General features: G+C 63.1%; 15 protein-coding genes. 7 read left to right on the top strand and 8 right to left on the bottom strand.

Annotated elements, in window-relative coordinates; genetic code table 11:
- Nucleotides 1–107: 107 nt before the first annotated feature.
- The 5 genes from VSR34_RS20040 to VSR34_RS20060 all read right to left on the bottom strand — a co-directional run bounded on the left by VSR34_RS20040 (nucleotide 108) and on the right by VSR34_RS20060 (nucleotide 6,060).
- Nucleotides 108–1,220 (bottom strand): alpha/beta fold hydrolase, encoded by a 1,113-nt coding sequence (locus tag VSR34_RS20040; RefSeq protein ID WP_208460973.1) that lies wholly within the window; start codon nucleotides 1,218–1,220, stop codon nucleotides 108–110.
- Between the two features lie 346 nt (nucleotides 1,221–1,566).
- The gene (locus VSR34_RS20045) at nucleotides 1,567–2,508 is read right to left on the bottom strand and encodes an ABC transporter substrate-binding protein (RefSeq protein ID WP_028212383.1); all 942 of its coding nucleotides are present in this window, start codon (nucleotides 2,506–2,508) and stop codon (nucleotides 1,567–1,569) included.
- 95 nt (nucleotides 2,509–2,603) lie between these two features.
- The gene (locus tag VSR34_RS20050) at nucleotides 2,604–3,632 is read right to left on the bottom strand and encodes an ABC transporter permease (protein ID WP_028212382.1); all 1,029 of its coding nucleotides are present in this window, start codon (nucleotides 3,630–3,632) and stop codon (nucleotides 2,604–2,606) included.
- 17 nt (nucleotides 3,633–3,649) lie between these two features.
- Complete coding sequence (locus tag VSR34_RS20055; protein ID WP_342963292.1) at nucleotides 3,650–5,161, bottom strand: sugar ABC transporter ATP-binding protein; 1,512 nt, start codon at nucleotides 5,159–5,161, stop codon at nucleotides 3,650–3,652.
- A 137-nt stretch (nucleotides 5,162–5,298) separates the two neighbouring features.
- The gene (locus VSR34_RS20060; protein ID WP_028212380.1) at nucleotides 5,299–6,060 is read right to left on the bottom strand and encodes a GntR family transcriptional regulator; all 762 of its coding nucleotides are present in this window, start codon (nucleotides 6,058–6,060) and stop codon (nucleotides 5,299–5,301) included.
- A gap of 119 nt (nucleotides 6,061–6,179) precedes the next feature.
- Here VSR34_RS20060 and VSR34_RS20065 point away from each other — a divergent pair, with 119 nt between their 5' ends.
- Nucleotides 6,180–7,478 carry an L-fuconate dehydratase gene (locus VSR34_RS20065; protein WP_342963293.1) on the top strand — a complete coding sequence of 433 codons (1,299 nt, stop codon included), beginning with the start codon at nucleotides 6,180–6,182 and terminating at the stop codon, nucleotides 7,476–7,478.
- 31 nt (nucleotides 7,479–7,509) lie between these two features.
- Here the strand turns inward: VSR34_RS20065 and VSR34_RS20070 are convergent, their stop codons facing one another.
- Nucleotides 7,510–8,151 (bottom strand): DUF1109 domain-containing protein, encoded by a 642-nt coding sequence (locus VSR34_RS20070; RefSeq protein WP_028212378.1) that lies wholly within the window; start codon nucleotides 8,149–8,151, stop codon nucleotides 7,510–7,512.
- A complete protein-coding gene (locus tag VSR34_RS20075; RefSeq protein WP_028212377.1) occupies nucleotides 8,148–8,693 on the bottom strand; it encodes a sigma-70 family RNA polymerase sigma factor in 546 nt (181 codons plus the stop codon). The genes VSR34_RS20070 and VSR34_RS20075 overlap by 4 nt, the downstream gene beginning before the upstream one ends.
- A gap of 420 nt (nucleotides 8,694–9,113) precedes the next feature.
- Here VSR34_RS20075 and VSR34_RS20080 point away from each other — a divergent pair, with 420 nt between their 5' ends.
- From VSR34_RS20080 to VSR34_RS20105, 6 genes are all read left to right on the top strand, one after another.
- The gene (locus tag VSR34_RS20080) at nucleotides 9,114–9,752 is read left to right on the top strand and encodes a cytochrome b/b6 domain-containing protein (RefSeq protein ID WP_342963294.1); all 639 of its coding nucleotides are present in this window, start codon (nucleotides 9,114–9,116) and stop codon (nucleotides 9,750–9,752) included.
- Between the two features lie 56 nt (nucleotides 9,753–9,808).
- Nucleotides 9,809–10,585 (top strand): molybdopterin-dependent oxidoreductase, encoded by a 777-nt coding sequence (locus VSR34_RS20085; RefSeq protein WP_342963295.1) that lies wholly within the window; start codon nucleotides 9,809–9,811, stop codon nucleotides 10,583–10,585.
- 92 nt (nucleotides 10,586–10,677) lie between these two features.
- On the top strand, nucleotides 10,678–10,944 hold the full coding sequence (locus VSR34_RS20090; RefSeq protein WP_028212374.1) for a pentapeptide MXKDX repeat protein: 267 nt from the start codon (nucleotides 10,678–10,680) through the stop codon (nucleotides 10,942–10,944).
- A gap of 352 nt (nucleotides 10,945–11,296) precedes the next feature.
- On the top strand, nucleotides 11,297–12,067 hold the full coding sequence (locus VSR34_RS20095) for a GntR family transcriptional regulator (protein WP_342963296.1): 771 nt from the start codon (nucleotides 11,297–11,299) through the stop codon (nucleotides 12,065–12,067).
- 124 nt (nucleotides 12,068–12,191) lie between these two features.
- On the top strand, nucleotides 12,192–13,238 hold the full coding sequence (locus VSR34_RS20100; RefSeq protein WP_342963297.1) for an aromatic ring-hydroxylating dioxygenase subunit alpha: 1,047 nt from the start codon (nucleotides 12,192–12,194) through the stop codon (nucleotides 13,236–13,238).
- 55 nt (nucleotides 13,239–13,293) lie between these two features.
- Nucleotides 13,294–14,250, top strand: coding sequence for a PDR/VanB family oxidoreductase (locus VSR34_RS20105; protein WP_342963298.1), 957 nt, complete (start codon nucleotides 13,294–13,296; stop codon nucleotides 14,248–14,250).
- A gap of 93 nt (nucleotides 14,251–14,343) precedes the next feature.
- On the opposite strand, the gene VSR34_RS20110 is transcribed toward VSR34_RS20105, so the two are convergent.
- Nucleotides 14,344–16,152 carry an acyl-CoA dehydrogenase family protein gene (locus VSR34_RS20110; RefSeq protein WP_342963299.1) on the bottom strand — a complete coding sequence of 603 codons (1,809 nt, stop codon included), beginning with the start codon at nucleotides 16,150–16,152 and terminating at the stop codon, nucleotides 14,344–14,346.
- Nucleotides 16,153–16,155: the final 3 nt, after the last annotated feature.

Consider the following 16,155-nt stretch of genomic DNA (forward strand, 5'->3'; position numbering starts at 1 on the left):
TTCAAGAGTCAAGTGCAACGATTGGCAAATCCATTGATTTCCAGCTCCTTGGCCATTGCTTCCTCGGGGTATCCCAGCCGAGGGTCGAGCTTTGCAGACCCAACTAGTCAACTAAAGCACTTGCTGCAGGCCTTGAGATTTCTACCGCTCTCTGACAGCCACTTTTCGACCAAAGGCCAGATTTCACGGCTTGCGGGTTGTGAAATGATCAGGCGCGCGTGCGAGTAGTCTTCGCTGAAGCCATCTGATTTGCCGCAACGGTAGAACGTCGTATCCCTGCTGCCGAAAGCGGAGGCCAGCGCTTCACAGCCTTCGGGGGGAGCAATAAACCAGTCGCCGGCTCCCGCCAGTGCGAGGACGGGTAGATCGACATGACCTAGCGCTTCGATGAAGTCGAATCCGTCTCTACCACGAAATTCGCGTAACAGGTTCCACGTGCACCACTGTTGCATGAGTCTGGCACTTTCCGCTTCGGGGCCGATACCGATACGGTGACCTGGCGCAGTCTTGCGTCCGGAGAGATAGCCATTGATCAACTGCAGCAGTATGCGTTGTCTGAATCCCGGAGCGGCATGCGTTGCCTGCGCAGCCATCAGAACAAGCCCACGCAGACGCTGCCTGGCTTCGGCAGGGTTTTTCGCGATCCACATGCAGGCCGCCAATCCACCACCACTATGTCCGATCAGAAACACCCTTTCCTGCCCTGCGGCGTGCTGTACCGCTTCAAACGCCGCAGGCAGATCGAACCGCGCTACGTCCTCCAGTGTAAAGGCATGATTCCTGGGTCGCTCGCTGGCACCGTGCCCGCGCCATTCCAGGATCCACGGGGAGAACCCGCGAGTCGCGAGGTGTTCGGCAAGGCCGCGGCACGAGCGTTGATTCGAGAATGTGCCATGGGTCAGGATGACAGCCGGCCCGACGTTTTCCGATACCCTCCAGAGCGCCAGGTTGTGGCCGTCAGCAGCCGGAATCAGAAAATGATTAATCGGAAACGATGACCTCACATCAGCCTCTACTTTCAGAGTATCAACAAAATAACAATTGTGTTGGCAATTTGTAATATCTAGATAGCTATTCGATTGCCTTTTTGTGTTCCCTGTTGAACGCCCATCGGAGAGCAAAGAGCACAATTGCACGTCACGTTGCAGGTCGCTTCGAATGTAAAGAGACCGCAGAAGAGCGAATTCAATGAGAATCAGATAAGTCTTAATTTTCCTCATTGGTGTCGCAGTTACTCCGCGATATCTCCGAGGCAGTCGGACGCTGTAGGCGGTCCTCAGCCGCAACGATGCTTTGAAGCGCTTCTTGCCCTCGAGTGGGAGACTTGTCGGCGTTGCGGGTCGCGCTGCGCAATGGTCCGGTCTCTGTCGAACGCAGCTTTGCGTTCCGCCGCCACGCGACACTGATCGCCAGACAACGCATCGCGTCCCCAGCGCGACCGTCCAGCGCATGATTCGCGTCGAAAGCGCAGCCGGCACTCCAGAAGTTCTGGCGCCCGCCATTGGAACAAAAAGAGGAAGAGCCTCGGCTCTTCCTCTCGTCCTGCATAAAACTGTTCGACCAGAATCAGTCGTAAAGCACGGCAGCGATCTTCGGGTCGTTCATATTGGTTTTGTCGTACCAGAAAAAGCCCGTGTCGATCTTCTTCGGCAGCTTTTCGCCCTTCAGCGCCTTCGCCGCGGAATCGACGACACACTTGCCGATGCCCACCGGATTCTGCGTGATCGCGCCCGCCATCAGGCCGGACATGATGGCCTCCTTCTGGTCCTTGCCCGAGTCGTAGCCAATCAACACGAGCTTCTTGCCCGACTCCTTGATGCCGATCGCCGCGCCTTCCGCCGAGCCTTCATTGGCGCCGAAAATGCCCTTGAGGTTCGGGTTCGCCTGAATCATGGCCTTGGCGATTTCCGCCGACTTCAGGTGGTCGCCCGCACCGTACTGCACCGAAACGATCTTGATGCCAGGATGCTTCGTTTTGATCTGGTTGACAAAGCCGTCGCGTCGGTCGATGCCCGTGCGGCTCGTCTGGTCGTGCACGATCACGCCGACTTCGCCGGAATTGCCGATCAACTCCGCCATCTTGTCGGCGGCGAGCGCAGCGGCGGCGAGGTTATCCGTGGTGCACGTGGTCAGCGGAATATCGCTGTCGACGCCCGAGTCGAACGCGATCACGGGTATCTTGCTGGCCTGCGCGCGCTTGAGCAGCGGAATGGCGGCCTTGCTGTCGAGCGCGGCAAGCCCGATCGCCTGCGGCTTCTTCGCGAGTGCAGCCGATAGCATGTCGATCTGCTTGTCGACCATGGCCTCCGTTTCCGGGCCTTCGAACGTGATCCTGACGTTGTTCGCCTTCGCCGACTGTTCCGCACCGGATTTCACGGCTTGCCAGAACTGATGCTGAAAGCCCTTCGAGATAATCGGAATGTAGGGTTCCTCAGCATATGTCGAACTGGTCGCGCCCACGAGCGCGCCGATCCCGATCACGGCACTGATGAGTCTTCTTTTCAACATGACGTCTCTCCTCCTAAGGTGGGCCATTGACCTCCAGCCATTGAGGGAGCCTGTTCTTGCTCCCCGTTCTTTGCTTGCTTCTTCTTTTGCTTTCCCTATCGACTGCGCCTGCGCCGCAGGATGTCCGCGTAGACAGCCAGAATGATGATGAGGCCGGTCACCACGATCTGCCACTCCTGCGCGACCGACATGATGCGCAGGCCGTTGGTCAGCACGCTCATGATGAACGCGCCGATGATCGTGCCGACGATCGTACCCGAACCGCCGCTCAACGACGTGCCGCCTATGACGACGGCCGCAATGGCTTCCAGTTCGTAGCCCTGCCCGAGCGCCGGCTGCGCCGAGTTCAGGCGCGAAGCGATCAGGAGTCCTGCAATACCGCAGATCGCACCGCCAAGGCCATAGATCGCGATCTTCCAGCGATCCACATTCACGCCGGAAAGACGCACGGCCTCTTCATTGCTGCCGAGTGCGAACGTATAGCGGCCGAGTGCCGTGCGATTTAGCGTGATCGAACTGAGCACGGCGAGCACGAACAGGATCAGCACTGCGTTGGGCACGGGCACGCTGGGCAGGAAATAGCCGATCAGCGAATCCTGCGAAATCATGTAGAAGTTTTCGGTTTCAGTGAAATAGATCGGCTTGTCGGCCGAGACGACGAGCGAAAGCCCCTTTAGCAGCAGCATCATGCCTAGCGTCGCGATGAAGGGCGGGATTTTCATTTTCGCGGTCAATGTTCCCGAAATGGTCCCGCAGACCGCGCCGGTTCCGATTGCGGCGAGCACGCCCATCCACATCGGCAGATGCCAGTAGGTGAGAAACACGCCGCAAATCACGGCCGTGAAAGTCATCAACGTACCGACCGACAAATCGATGCCCCCGGTGATGATGACGAAGGTGCTCGCGATGGCCAGCACGCCATTCACGGCCGTCGCCTGCAGGATGCCGAGGATATTGTCCATCTGCATGAAGGCGGGCGACGCGAAGCTGAAAAAGATCAGCAGGAGAATCAGGCTCGCGAAGGCGAGCAGCTTTTGCAGCGTGGTCGGCGAGAAAAACCGCGCCTTGATGCCGGTGGACCGCTTCTGTTCCGCCGGTGCCGCCATATCCGGTTGCGTTGTCATAGGGTTCGACCTCGGGCTCATGCCGCTTGCAAGGTTTCGCGCTGCGTCGCGAGATGCATGATGCGCTCCTGGGTCGCCTCGCTGGCGGAAAGTTCGCCAGTGATACGGCCTTCGCACATCACTACGATCCGGTCGCTCATGCGCAGGATTTCCGGAAGTTCCGACGAGATCATCACGATCGCCTTGCCCTGCTCGGCAAGCGCGCGCAACAGCTTGTAGATCTCGCTCTTGGCGCCGACATCGATGCCGCGCGTCGGCTCGTCGAAGAACAGCACGTCACAGTCGCGCTCCAGCCACTTCGCTATGACGATCTTCTGCTGGTTGCCACCCGAGAGCAGGCGCACCTGCTGCGTAGCCGAAGGGGTGCGGATGGCGAGCAGATTGATGAAATGCGACGCCGTCCTGCGTATATGCGAGCGGCGCAGGAACAGATTCATCGACAGGAATTTGCCGAGATTGGACATCACGATGTTCGACTCGACGTCCATGCCCGTCGCGAGACCAAAGCGCTTGCGGTCTTCGGAGAGGTAACCGATGCTGTGCGCGACCGCGTCGCTCGGCTTTTTGATCGGCGCCTTCACGCCTTTCACGAAGACTTCTCCGGATTCGATCGGGTCCGCGCCGAACACGGCGCGCGCGACCTCCGTGCGCCCGGCGCCCATCAGTCCCGCAAAGCCCAATATCTCGCCTTTGCGCAACGTGAAGCTCACGTCCCGCACGAGCGGGCCCGCATTGAGATGCTTCACTTCGAGCGCCACTTCGCCTTCGCTGCGCGGCCCTTCATAAGGCGCGACGTCGGCGAGCGTCCTGCCGACCATCATGCCGATGATGGCCTGCACGCTCGTATCGGCGGTCGAGACCGTTGCCACGTATTCGCCGTCGCGCAGCACGGTGACGCGATCGGAGATCTGCTTGAGCTCGTCCATCTTGTGCGAGATGTAAATGATCCCGACGCCACGCGCTTTCAACTGGCGAATGATGCGGAAAAGCTCGGCGATTTCGGCGTCGTTGAGCGCCGAGGTCGGCTCGTCCATGATGAGCACGCGCGAATCGAACGAAAGCGCCTTCGCGATCTCGACCATCTGCTGGCTGGCGACCGTGAGCGAGCCGACCAGGGTGCGCGGATCGAGCGGGACGTGCATGCGGCCGAGGATCTCGCGCGCCTGCGCGTTGAGCTTGTCTTCGTCTAGAAAGAGGCCCAGACGACCGCGCGGTTCGCGGCCGATGAAGATGTTCTGCGCGACGCTCAGATGATTCATCAGCTGGAGTTCCTGATGAATGATGCCCACGCCCGCGGCCTGGGCCTCGCGCGGACTCGCGAACGCGACGCTTTGGCCGTCGTAGAGAATGTCGCCGGAATCGCGCGTATAGACGCCGGCGAGAATCTTCATCAAGGTGGATTTGCCCGCGCCGTTTTCTCCCATCAACGCGTGCACCTCGCCCGCCATGAGTTCGAATTGCACTTCATGAAGCGCCCTCACGCCGGGAAAGCGCTTGCTGAGTTTGTTGACGGAAATGAGCGGCGTCATGGCGCAAATCCGTGAAGAGAAGCCAGACACATTGCCGGGGCCCTTTTATTCCACGTGCGGCGACTTGGCGACGCAGCACGAAGCGGTTGACATACAGGTGAAACGCAATTGAAAAGCCTTCATTCGAAAACGCAGGTTCAAGGCGCGAAAAGATCGGGCCGGTCCTTTGCCGATCGGTGCAATTCCGCGATCACCTGGTCGAGATGCTCGTGCATCGCCTTTGCCGCCGCGTCGGCCTTGCCGGCGCGAATGGCCTCGAAAATACGTTCGTGCTCGTCGAGCGTATGCATGAGCCGCTCGGGACTCGCCAGCAATTGCCTTGCGCGGTCCAGCGCATTGCGCGATACGGCGACGATTTCTTTCACGCGCGGCAGTTTCACCGCGTCGAGCAGGATTTCGTGAAACGCGAGATCGAGCTCATGAAACAAGAGCCGTTGACCGTTGCCGGCGACCCTGCGCTGCTTGTCCAGATTCGCGGCGAGTGCGTCGATCGTGGCCCGGTCGTGCATGCGCGCCACGCCGCGCACCGTTTCGACTTCGAGCGCGCTGCGGATGAACAGATGCTGGCGGATATCGTCGAGCGCGATGGGTTTGACGCGCGTGCCGCGTTGCGGCAATACCTCGACAAGACCGGCATGGGCGAGCTTCGCCAACGCGGCCGAAACGGGAAAACGCGACACGCCCATCCGTTCGCAGACCGCCATCTTGTCGATCATCATTCCCGGTTCCAGCGCAAGCGTCACGATCGCTTCTCTGAGCGCCTGTTCAACGGCGTCGGTCAGGCTGCCGCGCGCGCCGTCCTTGATCTTTTGCAGTGCGACATAAGGATCGCTCGCGGCACTTGCTACATCGGGAGAAGAGCTCACGGCACGCTTGATTTCGAGAAGACATGCTAGCATGCTAGGTAGCACACATCGCGTTGTCAACGCGGGAAGACGCCTCGTTTTCCCTTACCCCGCTCTCCCGTTTCACTGGCGTACCTTGCAATTCACGCACGCGTCCTTCATTGGGAGTTCAGATGACCACCATCACCAGGCTGTCCGTACGGGATATTCGCTTTCCCACCTCGCGCTCGCTCGACGGCTCCGACGCAATGAACGCCGCGCCGGATTACTCCGCCACCTACGTCACGCTCGAAACCGATTCTCCGGACGCACTCGCGGGTCACGGCCTTACGTTCACCATCGGGCGCGGCAATGAAATCTGCGTGACGGCGGTCAACGCGCTGGCACCGCTCGTGGTGGGCAAGCGCCTCGAAGACATCGCCGCGAATATGGGCGCATTCTGGCGCGCGTTCACGTCCGATAGCCAGTTGCGCTGGATCGGCCCGGACAAAGGCGCGATTCATCTGGCCACGGCGGCGGTCGTCAATGCGGTTTGGGACCTGTGGGCGAAGTCGGTCGGCAAACCGGTGTGGAAACTGCTCGCCGACATGAGCCCGGAAGAACTCGTGCGTTGCCTCGACTTTCGCTACGTGACCGATGCGATCACGCCCTACGAAGCGCTGGCCCTGCTCCATCGCCACGCGAAGACCAAGGGCGCACGCGAAAAGGAAATGCTCGCGCAAGGCTACCCCGCCTATACGACCTCGGCTGGCTGGCTCGGTTACGACGACGACAAGATCCGCCGTCTCGCGCGAGAAGGTGTCGCGCTGGGCTGGACGCATTTCAAGCAGAAAGTCGGCGCCGATCTCGAGGAAGACGTGCGGCGCGCGCGAATCTTGCGCGCAGAGATCGGCGAAAACCTCAAGCTGATGATGGACGCCAACCAGGTATGGGACGTGGACGAAGCGGTGGCCAACATGCGGCGCCTGGCGGAATTCGACCCGTGGTGGATCGAGGAGCCGACGAGTCCCGACGATATCCTCGGCCATGCCCAGATTCGCCGTCGTTTGGGATCGATTGGTGTCGCGACCGGCGAGCACTGCCATAACCGCGTGATGTTCAAGCAACTCCTGCAGGCGCAGGCCATCGACTTCTGCCAGGTGGACGCCTGCCGCTTAGGAGGGCTGAACGAAGTGATCGTCGTGCTGCTGATGGCGGCGAAGTTCGGCGTGCCCGTTTGTCCGCATGCGGGCGGCGTCGGCCTGTGCGAGTACGTGCAGCATATTTCGCTGTTCGATTATCTGTGCGTGTCGGCTTCGCTGGAGAATCGCGTGCTCGAATATGTCGATCATCTGCACGAGCATTTCGTGGATCCTGTCGTGATCCGCAATGGCCGGTACATGCCGCCTCAGAAGCCGGGTTACAGCATCGAAATGAAGCCGGATTCGCTGGAGCGACACGTTTTCCCGGACGGCGAGGCGTGGCGGCCCTGAGCCGGCAACACGCGCGGGGCCAACGCCGCCGCTACCAGCGCAGCAGCCGCGGCCCCAGCCACGCGCCTGCACCGGCGGGCAGCAACATGCCGATCGCATACCAGACGCTCCAGAACGCCGGGCTCATCTCGGGACAATGGAGGCAGTATGCGATGGTCGCGAGCGCACTCGCAAAGAGCCCCGACGCGGCGCCTGCCGCGCGCAGATTCGTCGGCGCAAGACCGCGCACGGCCCAGAATACGGCCGCGAACGTAGGCACCGAAAGCAACACGATATTGAACGGGCACGTGCGCCAGGTGAGGCCGAGCACGAGCGGCACGCGTTGCGCGGGCTGCGCGTCGCCGAGCACGAGCCAGGCGGCCGCCAGCACGGCGACGAACGGCAGCGCCACCAGCGCCCACGCGTAACCGCCCCGCAGGCCAGGCCGCCCGAGGCGGCTGACGGCGAGCGCGGCAGCCAGCGCCACGCCGAACGGGAATGCGAGCTTGGCCCAGAAGATCGGCGTGTGCGCGACGCTCCAGAGATCGTGCCGCACGCCGAACACCACGCTCATCAGCACGACCGAGCCCGCGAACCCGAGCGGGAGCGCGCGTGCGAAGCGGCGCAGTGCGGCCTTGCGATCCACGCGCATCACGCCAGTGGCCAGGAGGTTGATCAGATCGTCGGTTTTCATCGCGCTCCCCGAATGCGCGCGGCGAGCGCTTTCAACCCGCGATGAATGCCCACCTTGACCGCCGACTCGGACAGGCCCGTGAGCTTCGCCGTTTCCACGACCGAAAGCCCTTCGAGCTTCACGTGGACGATGGGCAAGCGCTGCTTGTCGGGCAATGCCTCGAGCAGCTTGCCGATATCGCGGCGCGCCTGCGCGGGTTCGTCGTCGGGCGCGGCAAAGAGATCGGTATGGTCGTCCAGTGGATCGTTGAGCATGTCGCGGCGTGCGCGCGAGCGGAAGAAGTCCATCAGTTTGTAACGGGCGATCGCGTGCACCCACGCCGTGAGCGGTTCGTCGGGACGCCACGTGTGACGCGCGTTGTGGACCGCGAGCAGGATCTCCTGCACGAGATCCTCAACGTCGTCGCGCAACTGCGGAATGCGGCGGCGCAGGTAGCCCCGCAAATGGCGCGTGAGTTCCTCGAGGAAGTCTCGATACGCGATTGCGTCGCCTTCCAGACCGCTGATGAAGAGCGCTTTTAGACGGGTTTCCGCGGAGTGCAAAAGTCGTCCTGGGTTGTCGCGACGATACGTTGACGGGCGCGTTGTGTTCGGGCGATCTCGCGAAGGCGAACTTTCAGGCAGCTTGCAGATGCCGCCATATTCGCCCCCAATTGCATGAGCGCAGGCGTGAGGGTAGCCGAACGCTCCCCGCACCGCAACAACGTGCTCCGCGCCGGCCGCGGCGGCTTTCCCCCCTATCGCCCATGTATTGGTCAAGCCCACGTCTGGATTCTCCGCGTGACGCAAACATATGCGTCCATTCGCGGTAATTCGTTCGCAGCGCCGATCGGGTTACAGGCGCTACGGCGCAGACGAATATTTTGTTCAGCCGACACTCTCGCGAAATTTTTTGTCGACACGCTGTAACCCCCACCCGCGCCGGAGCGAATTCACTGGCATCGATCCGCTAAAGGAAATGCCATGCACACCTCGACCGGCGAACCGCTCCCGCTCGAAACCCGCTTGGGCCGCCCGCGCGCCATTCAGCCGCTCTGGCTGCGCGTCACGCACTGGCTCAACGCGCTTGCGGCGCTCGTCATGATGTTCTCGGGCTGGCGCATTTACGATGCGTCGCCGGTGTTTGCCGGCTTCGTCATTCCCACGCCGATCACCCTGGGCGGCTGGCTTGGCGGCGCGCTGCAATGGCATTTCGCGGCCATGTGGCTGCTGTTTTTCAACGGCCTCTTCTATCTCGCGATGAATCTCTCCACCGGAAGGTGGCGCACGAAGTTCTTCCCGATGAGCGCGCGCGCCGTGCTCAAGGATCTGCGCGCCGCGCTCACGGGCCATCTTTCGCATGCCGACCCGAGCCAGTACAACGCCGTGCAGAAGCTCGCCTATCTCGTCGCGATCGCCGATCTTCTCGTGCTCGTGCTCTCGGGCCTCGTGATCTGGAAATCCGTGCAATTCCCGCTGTTGCGCGAATTGATGGGCGGATACGACCGCGCACGCGTCGTGCATTTTTGCGCGATGGCGCTGCTTGCCGCCTTCGTGCTCGTTCACGTGACGATGGTCGCGCTCGTGCCGCGCTCGCTGCTCACCATGCTGCGCGGGCGCTGAACGCACAGCGCGACATCACGCCTGACGCCCTCCATCGTGATTTATGAGGATTCCATATGAAAACGCCAGATCGAAAGATCATCGAACTCGACCGCGCGGCGATCCTGGCCGACGCCCGGCGCGAACTCGACATGCCGTCGCGGCGCCTGTTCGGCAAGCGCGTGCTCACGCTAGGCGGTCTTGCGATGCTCACCGGCTGCACGCTCACCGACGACGCGTCGGTCAACACGTTCCTCAGCGCCGTCTCGCGTTTGAACGATCGCGTCCAGGCCTGGCTGTTCGACCCGAGACGGCTCGCGCCCACCTATACCGAAGCCCAGATCACGCGGCCGTTTCCCTTCAACGCGTTCTATAGCGAAAGCGAGGCGCCTGTTGTCGATGCCGGCGACTATCGGCTCAGGCTCAGCGGCCTCGTGAAAGGCCAGCGCGTGTGGACGCTGCCGGAGCTGTATGCCCTGCCGCACGCGGAGCAGATCACACGGCATATCTGCGTGGAAGGCTGGAGTGCGATCGGGCGCTGGGGCGGTACGCCGTTCGCGCACTTCCTGCGTCGTGTCGATGCGGACCTAACAGCGAAATACGTGGGCTTTCGTTGCTCAGACAACTACTACGAAAGCATCGACATGGCCACCGCGCTGCATCCGCAGACCTTGCTCGCTTTCGACTACGACGGCGAGCGCCTGCCCGCCAAATACGGTTTCCCGATGAAACTGCGCATGCCGACGAAGCTCGGCTACAAGAACCCGAAGCACATCGTCGAGATTTTCGTCACGAATTCGTATCCGGGCGGCTACTGGGTCGACCAGGGCTACAACTGGTTTGGCGGTTCGTGACGTTTTTCATGCCGCCGCTTCGCGTGGCGGCCTCGTTTCCCGTTCGCCCTATTCGCGAACTTCGCTTTTTTCAACCCGCAAGGAGCAGTGAAATGAAGAAGACCGGAATTGCAGCAATCGCCATGTCGGCCGCCCTGTTGAGCATCACGGCGGGCACCGCGTTCGCGCAAGCGAGCGGCGCGATGTCGAACAACGCCATGTCGCAGGACTCGATGCACAAGGACACCATGGGCAAGGATGCCATGTCGCACGATACGATGAGCAAGACCGATGGGATGAAACACGACTCCATGAGCAAGCCCGCGAAGGGCGATGCGATGGGCATGGATCATCCGGCATCCGGCGCAATGTCGCATTGAACGATCCCCACGCCGCTCCCCTTGCCGTTGCGGCGGGAGCGGCGTGGCGGGCTCACCTGTAGTTCACCCGGCGCCTGATTCCGACCAAACGGTGCCGCTTCTACCCGCGTGCGCAGCGCACTCGATCCGCTTCAACTCCCAACGCCCCACCGCCTCATCAAGCAGCCAGCGCAATCGGCGCATTGTACACAATTTTCTTTTCTCAAAAGGCTTTCCTCTCCACGTTAACCCGTAATCTGGACGGAAACCGGTTGAATCGATGGAAACGCTGTATACAATTTGTACACATCGAGACGTAGTCAGCAGCCTTCGCCGGCCGCTCACCGCATTCGCTTCCATTTCCTCGCTACGCATGAACAGCATCGACGACACGCCAACCAGCACGCGCGCCGGCTCTGCCGCCTCGCAAACCGTCAAGGCCCAGCTCGGGCTGCGCGAACTGATACTCGGCGGCGAGCTGCCGCCCGGCGAGCGCATCTCCGAACTCGGCGTGGTCGAGCGTCTTGGCGTCTCCCGCACGCCGGTGCGGGCGGCGCTCATGCGCCTTCAGGAGGAAGGGCTGCTCGAGCCGATTCCGAGCGGGGGCTATGCAGTGCGCTCGTTTTCGGAAAATGAAATACGCGACTCCATCGAGCTGCGCGGCACGCTCGAAGGCCTGGCCGCCCGCCTCGCCGCCGAGCGCGGCATCACCCATTCGATGTCCCGCGATCTGCACGACTGCATCGACGAAATCGACGAGCTGCTCGTGGGCGAACTGAGCGAGGAGACGTTCTCGCACTATGTCGAAGCAAACCGACGCTTTCATCGCCTCCTCGCCATTGCTTCGGATAGCGAAGTGGTGGCGCGGCAGATCGAGAAAGTCGCCACCTTGCCGTTCGCGTCGGCGAGCGCGTTCGTGGTCGTGCAGTCGCTCGACCCGCGCGCGAGAGAGACGCTGATCGTCGCGCAGGCCCAGCATCGCGCCGTGCTCGAAGCGATCGAGAACCGCGAAGGCGCACGCGCCGAAGCGCTGATGCGCGAGCATTCGCATATCGCCCATCAGAACCTGCGGCGCGTGCTCGAAAACCAGCGCGCGATGACGAGGCTGATTGGCGGCAACCTCATTCGCCGCAATACCCGTTGATGCTGCGTTGACGCTGCGTTGTTGCTAGCTCGCCAGCGCGTTTCGCGGTTCGATACGAACGGCGGCACGGCGTGCCGCCCCCCATCATGAACAAAAGCGCATTGAAGCGCCCCGGAGGAGACATATGTTCCTGAAAAACGCCTGGTACGTCGCGTGCACGCCCGATGAAATCGACGGCAAGCCGCTTGGGCGGCAGATCTGCGGCGAGCGCATGGTGTTCTGGCGCACGGCCGAAGGCGGTGTGGCCGCGCTCGAAGACTTCTGCCCGCACCGCGGCGCGCCGCTCTCGCTCGGCAGCGTGCGCGATGGCCACCTGGTATGCGGCTACCACGGCCTCACCGTGGGCGGGAGTGGCAAGTGCGTGAGCATGCCTTGCCAACGCGTGGGCGGCATACCGGCGGTGCGCAGCTATCCGGCCGTGGAGCGCCATGGCTTCATCTGGGTCTGGCCCGGCGATGCAGCCGAGGCCGACCCCGCGAAGATCCATCACCTCGAATGGGCCGGCAATCCTGGCTGGGCCTATGGCGGCGGCCTCTATCACATCCAGTGCGATTACCGCCTGATGATCGATAACCTGATGGACCTCACGCACGAGACGTATGTCCACGCATCGAGCATCGGCCAGGCCGAGATCGAGGAAGCGCCACCCAAAACAACCGTCAACGGCGACGTGGTCACCACCAGCCGCTTCATGCACAACATCATGCCGCCGCCGTTCTGGGCCGCCGCGCTGCGCGGCAACGGCCTTGCCGACAACGTGCCCTGCGACCGCTGGCAGATCTGCCACTTCTCGCCGCCCAGCCACGTGATGATCGAAGTGGGCGTGGCGCACGCAGGCAAGGGCGGGTATGACGCCGATGCGCGCGACAAGGCGTCGAGCATCGTGGTGGACTTCATCACGCCCGAGACGGAAACGTCGATCTGGTACTTCTGGGGCATGGCGCGCAGTTTCGCCGTGCACGACGCGTCGCTCACCGAAGCGATCCGGGCGGGCCAGGGGAAGATCTTCGCCGAGGATCTCGAGATGCTCGAGTCGCAGCAGCGCAACCTCCTCACATGGCCCGAGCGCCGCCTGCTGAGCCTCAATATCGACGCGGGCGGCGTGCAGTCACGGCGCGTGCTCGACCGGCTCATCGCCGCGGAGCGCAGCGCCACGACCGAAACCGTCTGACGCCAGGGCCGCGCGCATGCGCGCGGCCGCCCTCGTTCTTACGAACAGATGCCTCATGAAAGTCACTCTCATCCGCAAGATTCCCGTTGCTACCGACATCTGCGTCTTTGAACTCGCGAGCGCCGACGATACGCCACTCCCGCCATTCGCGGCGGGCGCGCATATCGACGTTCATGTCGGCGGCTTCGTGCGGCAGTACTCGCTGTGCAACCGCCCGTCCGAAGGCGGCGTCTACCGTATCGGCGTGCTGCGCGAGGCTGCCTCGCGTGGCGGCTCCGTCGCCATGCACGCGCTAGCCGCGGGCGCGACGCTGGAAATCAGTACACCCAGGAATCACTTTCCGCTCGACGAACAGGCTACCCACACCGTCCTGCTCGCGGGCGGTATCGGCATCACGCCGCTCATGGCCATGGCCGAGCAGTTGCGCGAAGCGGGCCGGGCGTTCGAGCTGCATTACTGCGCGCGCGACCCGCAGCGCGCCGCCTTTGGCGAGCGTCTTGCCGAAGCGGGCTTCGCGGACAACACACGGTTCTATTTCGACAGCGAAGGCCCCGGCGCGCGCATCGACCTCGCGCGCGTGCTCGCCCAGCCAAACGATGGCAAGCACCTCTACGTCTGCGGCCCTGCGGGCTTCATCGACGCCGTGCTCGGCGCGGCGGCAAGCGCGGGGTGGCCGGCGAAGAACGTGCATCGCGAGTACTTCGGCGGCGCCGCGCAGCAGACCGACGCTGGCGCGGACGAAAGCGGCGCGTTCCAGGTGACGCTGGCCAGTTCCCAGCGCGTGATCGATGTCCCCGCGGGCACGACGATCGTCGAGGCGCTGCGCGCCGGCGGCATCGAGGTGCCTATCTCCTGCGAGCAAGGTGTGTGCGGCACCTGCCTCACGCGCGTGTTGTCAGGCGAGCCGGACCACCGCGATCTTTACCTGACCGACGAAGAGCGCGCCGCCAACGATCAACTGCTGCCGTGCTGTTCGCGCTCGCGCACGCCCATGCTCGTGCTCGATCTCTGATACGCGACCGCATGCGCCGCATTTCCTGGTGGAAACGCGCCATCGTTCACGACGTCGACGCTCGCTGGCTGCTGTCTCGATAGATTCGTGCTGCTAATCGACGAAAGCCTGTCCGGCGTACGGGAGCGATGCGCGGCACCCGGCTTCGATCAGCTTCAGCTGATGATCGAACGCCGCAAGCGGATAAGCGAAGAAGTAATGCGCCGTGATGCGCTTTTCGGCATAGAACGGATCGTCGACGGGCGCGTTCAGCGCTATGCGTAGCGTTCGCGCCCACGCGAATGCCAGCAGCAGCCAGCCGAGCAGCGCGAGGTAGTCGTCAGCGACGCGGTAGGGCAACTCGCGATCGCTCGCGCTGCCCTGCTCGATCTCGTTCGTGACGCGCTGAACGCTAGCGGCCAGCGCATCGAGCCGGACGCCCGCGTCGCGAAGCGCGCAGTCGCCGGACGCCGCACATCGCGCGGCCTCCCCGGTGATATGCGCGAGCAACGCGCGCAACGCCTCGCCCCCGTCGCCCAGCACCTTGCGCACGAGCAGATCGATGCCCTGAATTTCGTTCGTGCCTTCGTAAAGCATCGCGACGCGGCTGTCACGCACGGTCTGCTCGACGCCGTATTCGTGGATGTAGCCATAGCCGCCGAATACCTGCAGCGCGCTCGATGCGGCCGCGAACCCGTTGGCGGTGAAAAACGCCTTGGCGATGGGCGTGAGCAGCGAGGCGAGCTGGCTCGCAGCCTGGCGCTCGCCCGCGTGCGGGTGGCGCGCGGCCACGTCGAGCCAGTAGCCGATCCAGTAGCCGATGGCGCGCTCGCCTTCGACGGTCGAGCGCAGGTCGAGCAGGATGCGCCGCATGGCCGGATGAAGCGCAATCGGCGCGGCCTGCCCCGGCTCGCCCCCGTAGTTCGCAGGTGCGCTCACGGCGCGCATTTGCACGCGTTCGTGCGCGTAGGCATGCGCGCGCTGGCAGGCGAGCTGCGCATGGCCCACACCCTGCATCGCAACCTGCAAGCGCGCGGCGTTCATCATCACGAACATCGAAGCGAGGCCGCGATGCGGCTCGCCAACGAGCCAGCCCAGCGCCTGTTCGAACCGCATCGAGCAGGTCGGGCTCGCCTTGAGCCCCATCTTCTTTTCGATGCCTTCGCAATGCACGCCATTGGCCACGCGCTTCCCACTGCTGTCATCGACGATCCACTTCGGGACCACGAAGAGCGAGAGACCTTTGGTGCCCGTCGGGGCATCGGGCAGCCGCGCGAGCACGAGGTGCACGATGTTGTCGGTGAGATCGTGATCGCCGCCGCTGATGAAAATCTTGTTGCCGTCGATGCGCCATGCGTCGTGCGCCGCGTCGGCGGTCGCCCTTGCGCGCAGCAGCGCCAGGTCGCTGCCTGCCTGCGGCTCGGTCAGGCACATCGTGGTGAGCCACTCGCCGCTCGCGATCTTCGGCAGCCAGTCGCGCCTCATGGCATCGGAGCCGTGCGCCAGCAGGCACGCCGTGGCGCCGTGCGTGAGGCCGGGCGACATCAGCCACGCATGGTTGGCGGCGGCGAGCATTTCCTGCAGCGCTACTTCGAGCAGTTGCGGCAAGCCCTGGCCGCCCGCGTCGACGTCGAGCGCGAGCGTGGGCCAGCCCGCCGCCACGAAGCCCTCGTATGCCTCGCGAAAGCCCGTGGGCGTCAAGACCTCGCCGTTCTCGAAGCGGCATCCCTCGAGATCGCCCGCCGAATTCAACGGTGCGATGCGCTCCGTTACGAAACGCGCGGCTTCTTCGAGCACCTGCTGCGCCATCGCGCTGTCGAGGTCTTCCCACGCAGGCACGCTGCGCCACCACGCGGGCGCGTCGATCCATTCGTCGATCACGAAGCGCATGTCGCGCAGCGGAGCCCGATAGTCGAGACTCATCGT

Origin of the sequence: Paraburkholderia sp. JHI2823, from assembly GCF_038900695.1 — a bacterium.
GTDB classification, from domain to species: Bacteria; Pseudomonadota; Gammaproteobacteria; order Burkholderiales; family Burkholderiaceae; genus Paraburkholderia; species Paraburkholderia mimosarum.

Coding starts and splice junctions, on each gene's coding strand:
- VSR34_RS20040 (WP_208460973.1), bottom strand. CDS start 1,220: ATGAGGAAAATTAAGACTTATCTGATTCTCATTGAATTCGCTCTTCTG.
- VSR34_RS20045 (WP_028212383.1), bottom strand. CDS start 2,508: ATGTTGAAAAGAAGACTCATCAGTGCCGTGATCGGGATCGGCGCGCTC.
- VSR34_RS20050 (WP_028212382.1), bottom strand. CDS start 3,632: ATGACAACGCAACCGGATATGGCGGCACCGGCGGAACAGAAGCGGTCC.
- VSR34_RS20055 (WP_342963292.1), bottom strand. CDS start 5,161: ATGACGCCGCTCATTTCCGTCAACAAACTCAGCAAGCGCTTTCCCGGC.
- VSR34_RS20060 (WP_028212380.1), bottom strand. CDS start 6,060: ATGCTAGCATGTCTTCTCGAAATCAAGCGTGCCGTGAGCTCTTCTCCC.
- VSR34_RS20065 (WP_342963293.1), top strand. CDS start 6,180: ATGACCACCATCACCAGGCTGTCCGTACGGGATATTCGCTTTCCCACC.
- VSR34_RS20070 (WP_028212378.1), bottom strand. CDS start 8,151: ATGAAAACCGACGATCTGATCAACCTCCTGGCCACTGGCGTGATGCGC.
- VSR34_RS20080 (WP_342963294.1), top strand. CDS start 9,114: ATGCACACCTCGACCGGCGAACCGCTCCCGCTCGAAACCCGCTTGGGC.
- VSR34_RS20085 (WP_342963295.1), top strand. CDS start 9,809: ATGAAAACGCCAGATCGAAAGATCATCGAACTCGACCGCGCGGCGATC.
- VSR34_RS20090 (WP_028212374.1), top strand. CDS start 10,678: ATGAAGAAGACCGGAATTGCAGCAATCGCCATGTCGGCCGCCCTGTTG.
- VSR34_RS20095 (WP_342963296.1), top strand. CDS start 11,297: ATGAACAGCATCGACGACACGCCAACCAGCACGCGCGCCGGCTCTGCC.
- VSR34_RS20100 (WP_342963297.1), top strand. CDS start 12,192: ATGTTCCTGAAAAACGCCTGGTACGTCGCGTGCACGCCCGATGAAATC.
- VSR34_RS20105 (WP_342963298.1), top strand. CDS start 13,294: ATGAAAGTCACTCTCATCCGCAAGATTCCCGTTGCTACCGACATCTGC.
- VSR34_RS20110 (WP_342963299.1), bottom strand. CDS start 16,152: ATGAGTCTCGACTATCGGGCTCCGCTGCGCGACATGCGCTTCGTGATC.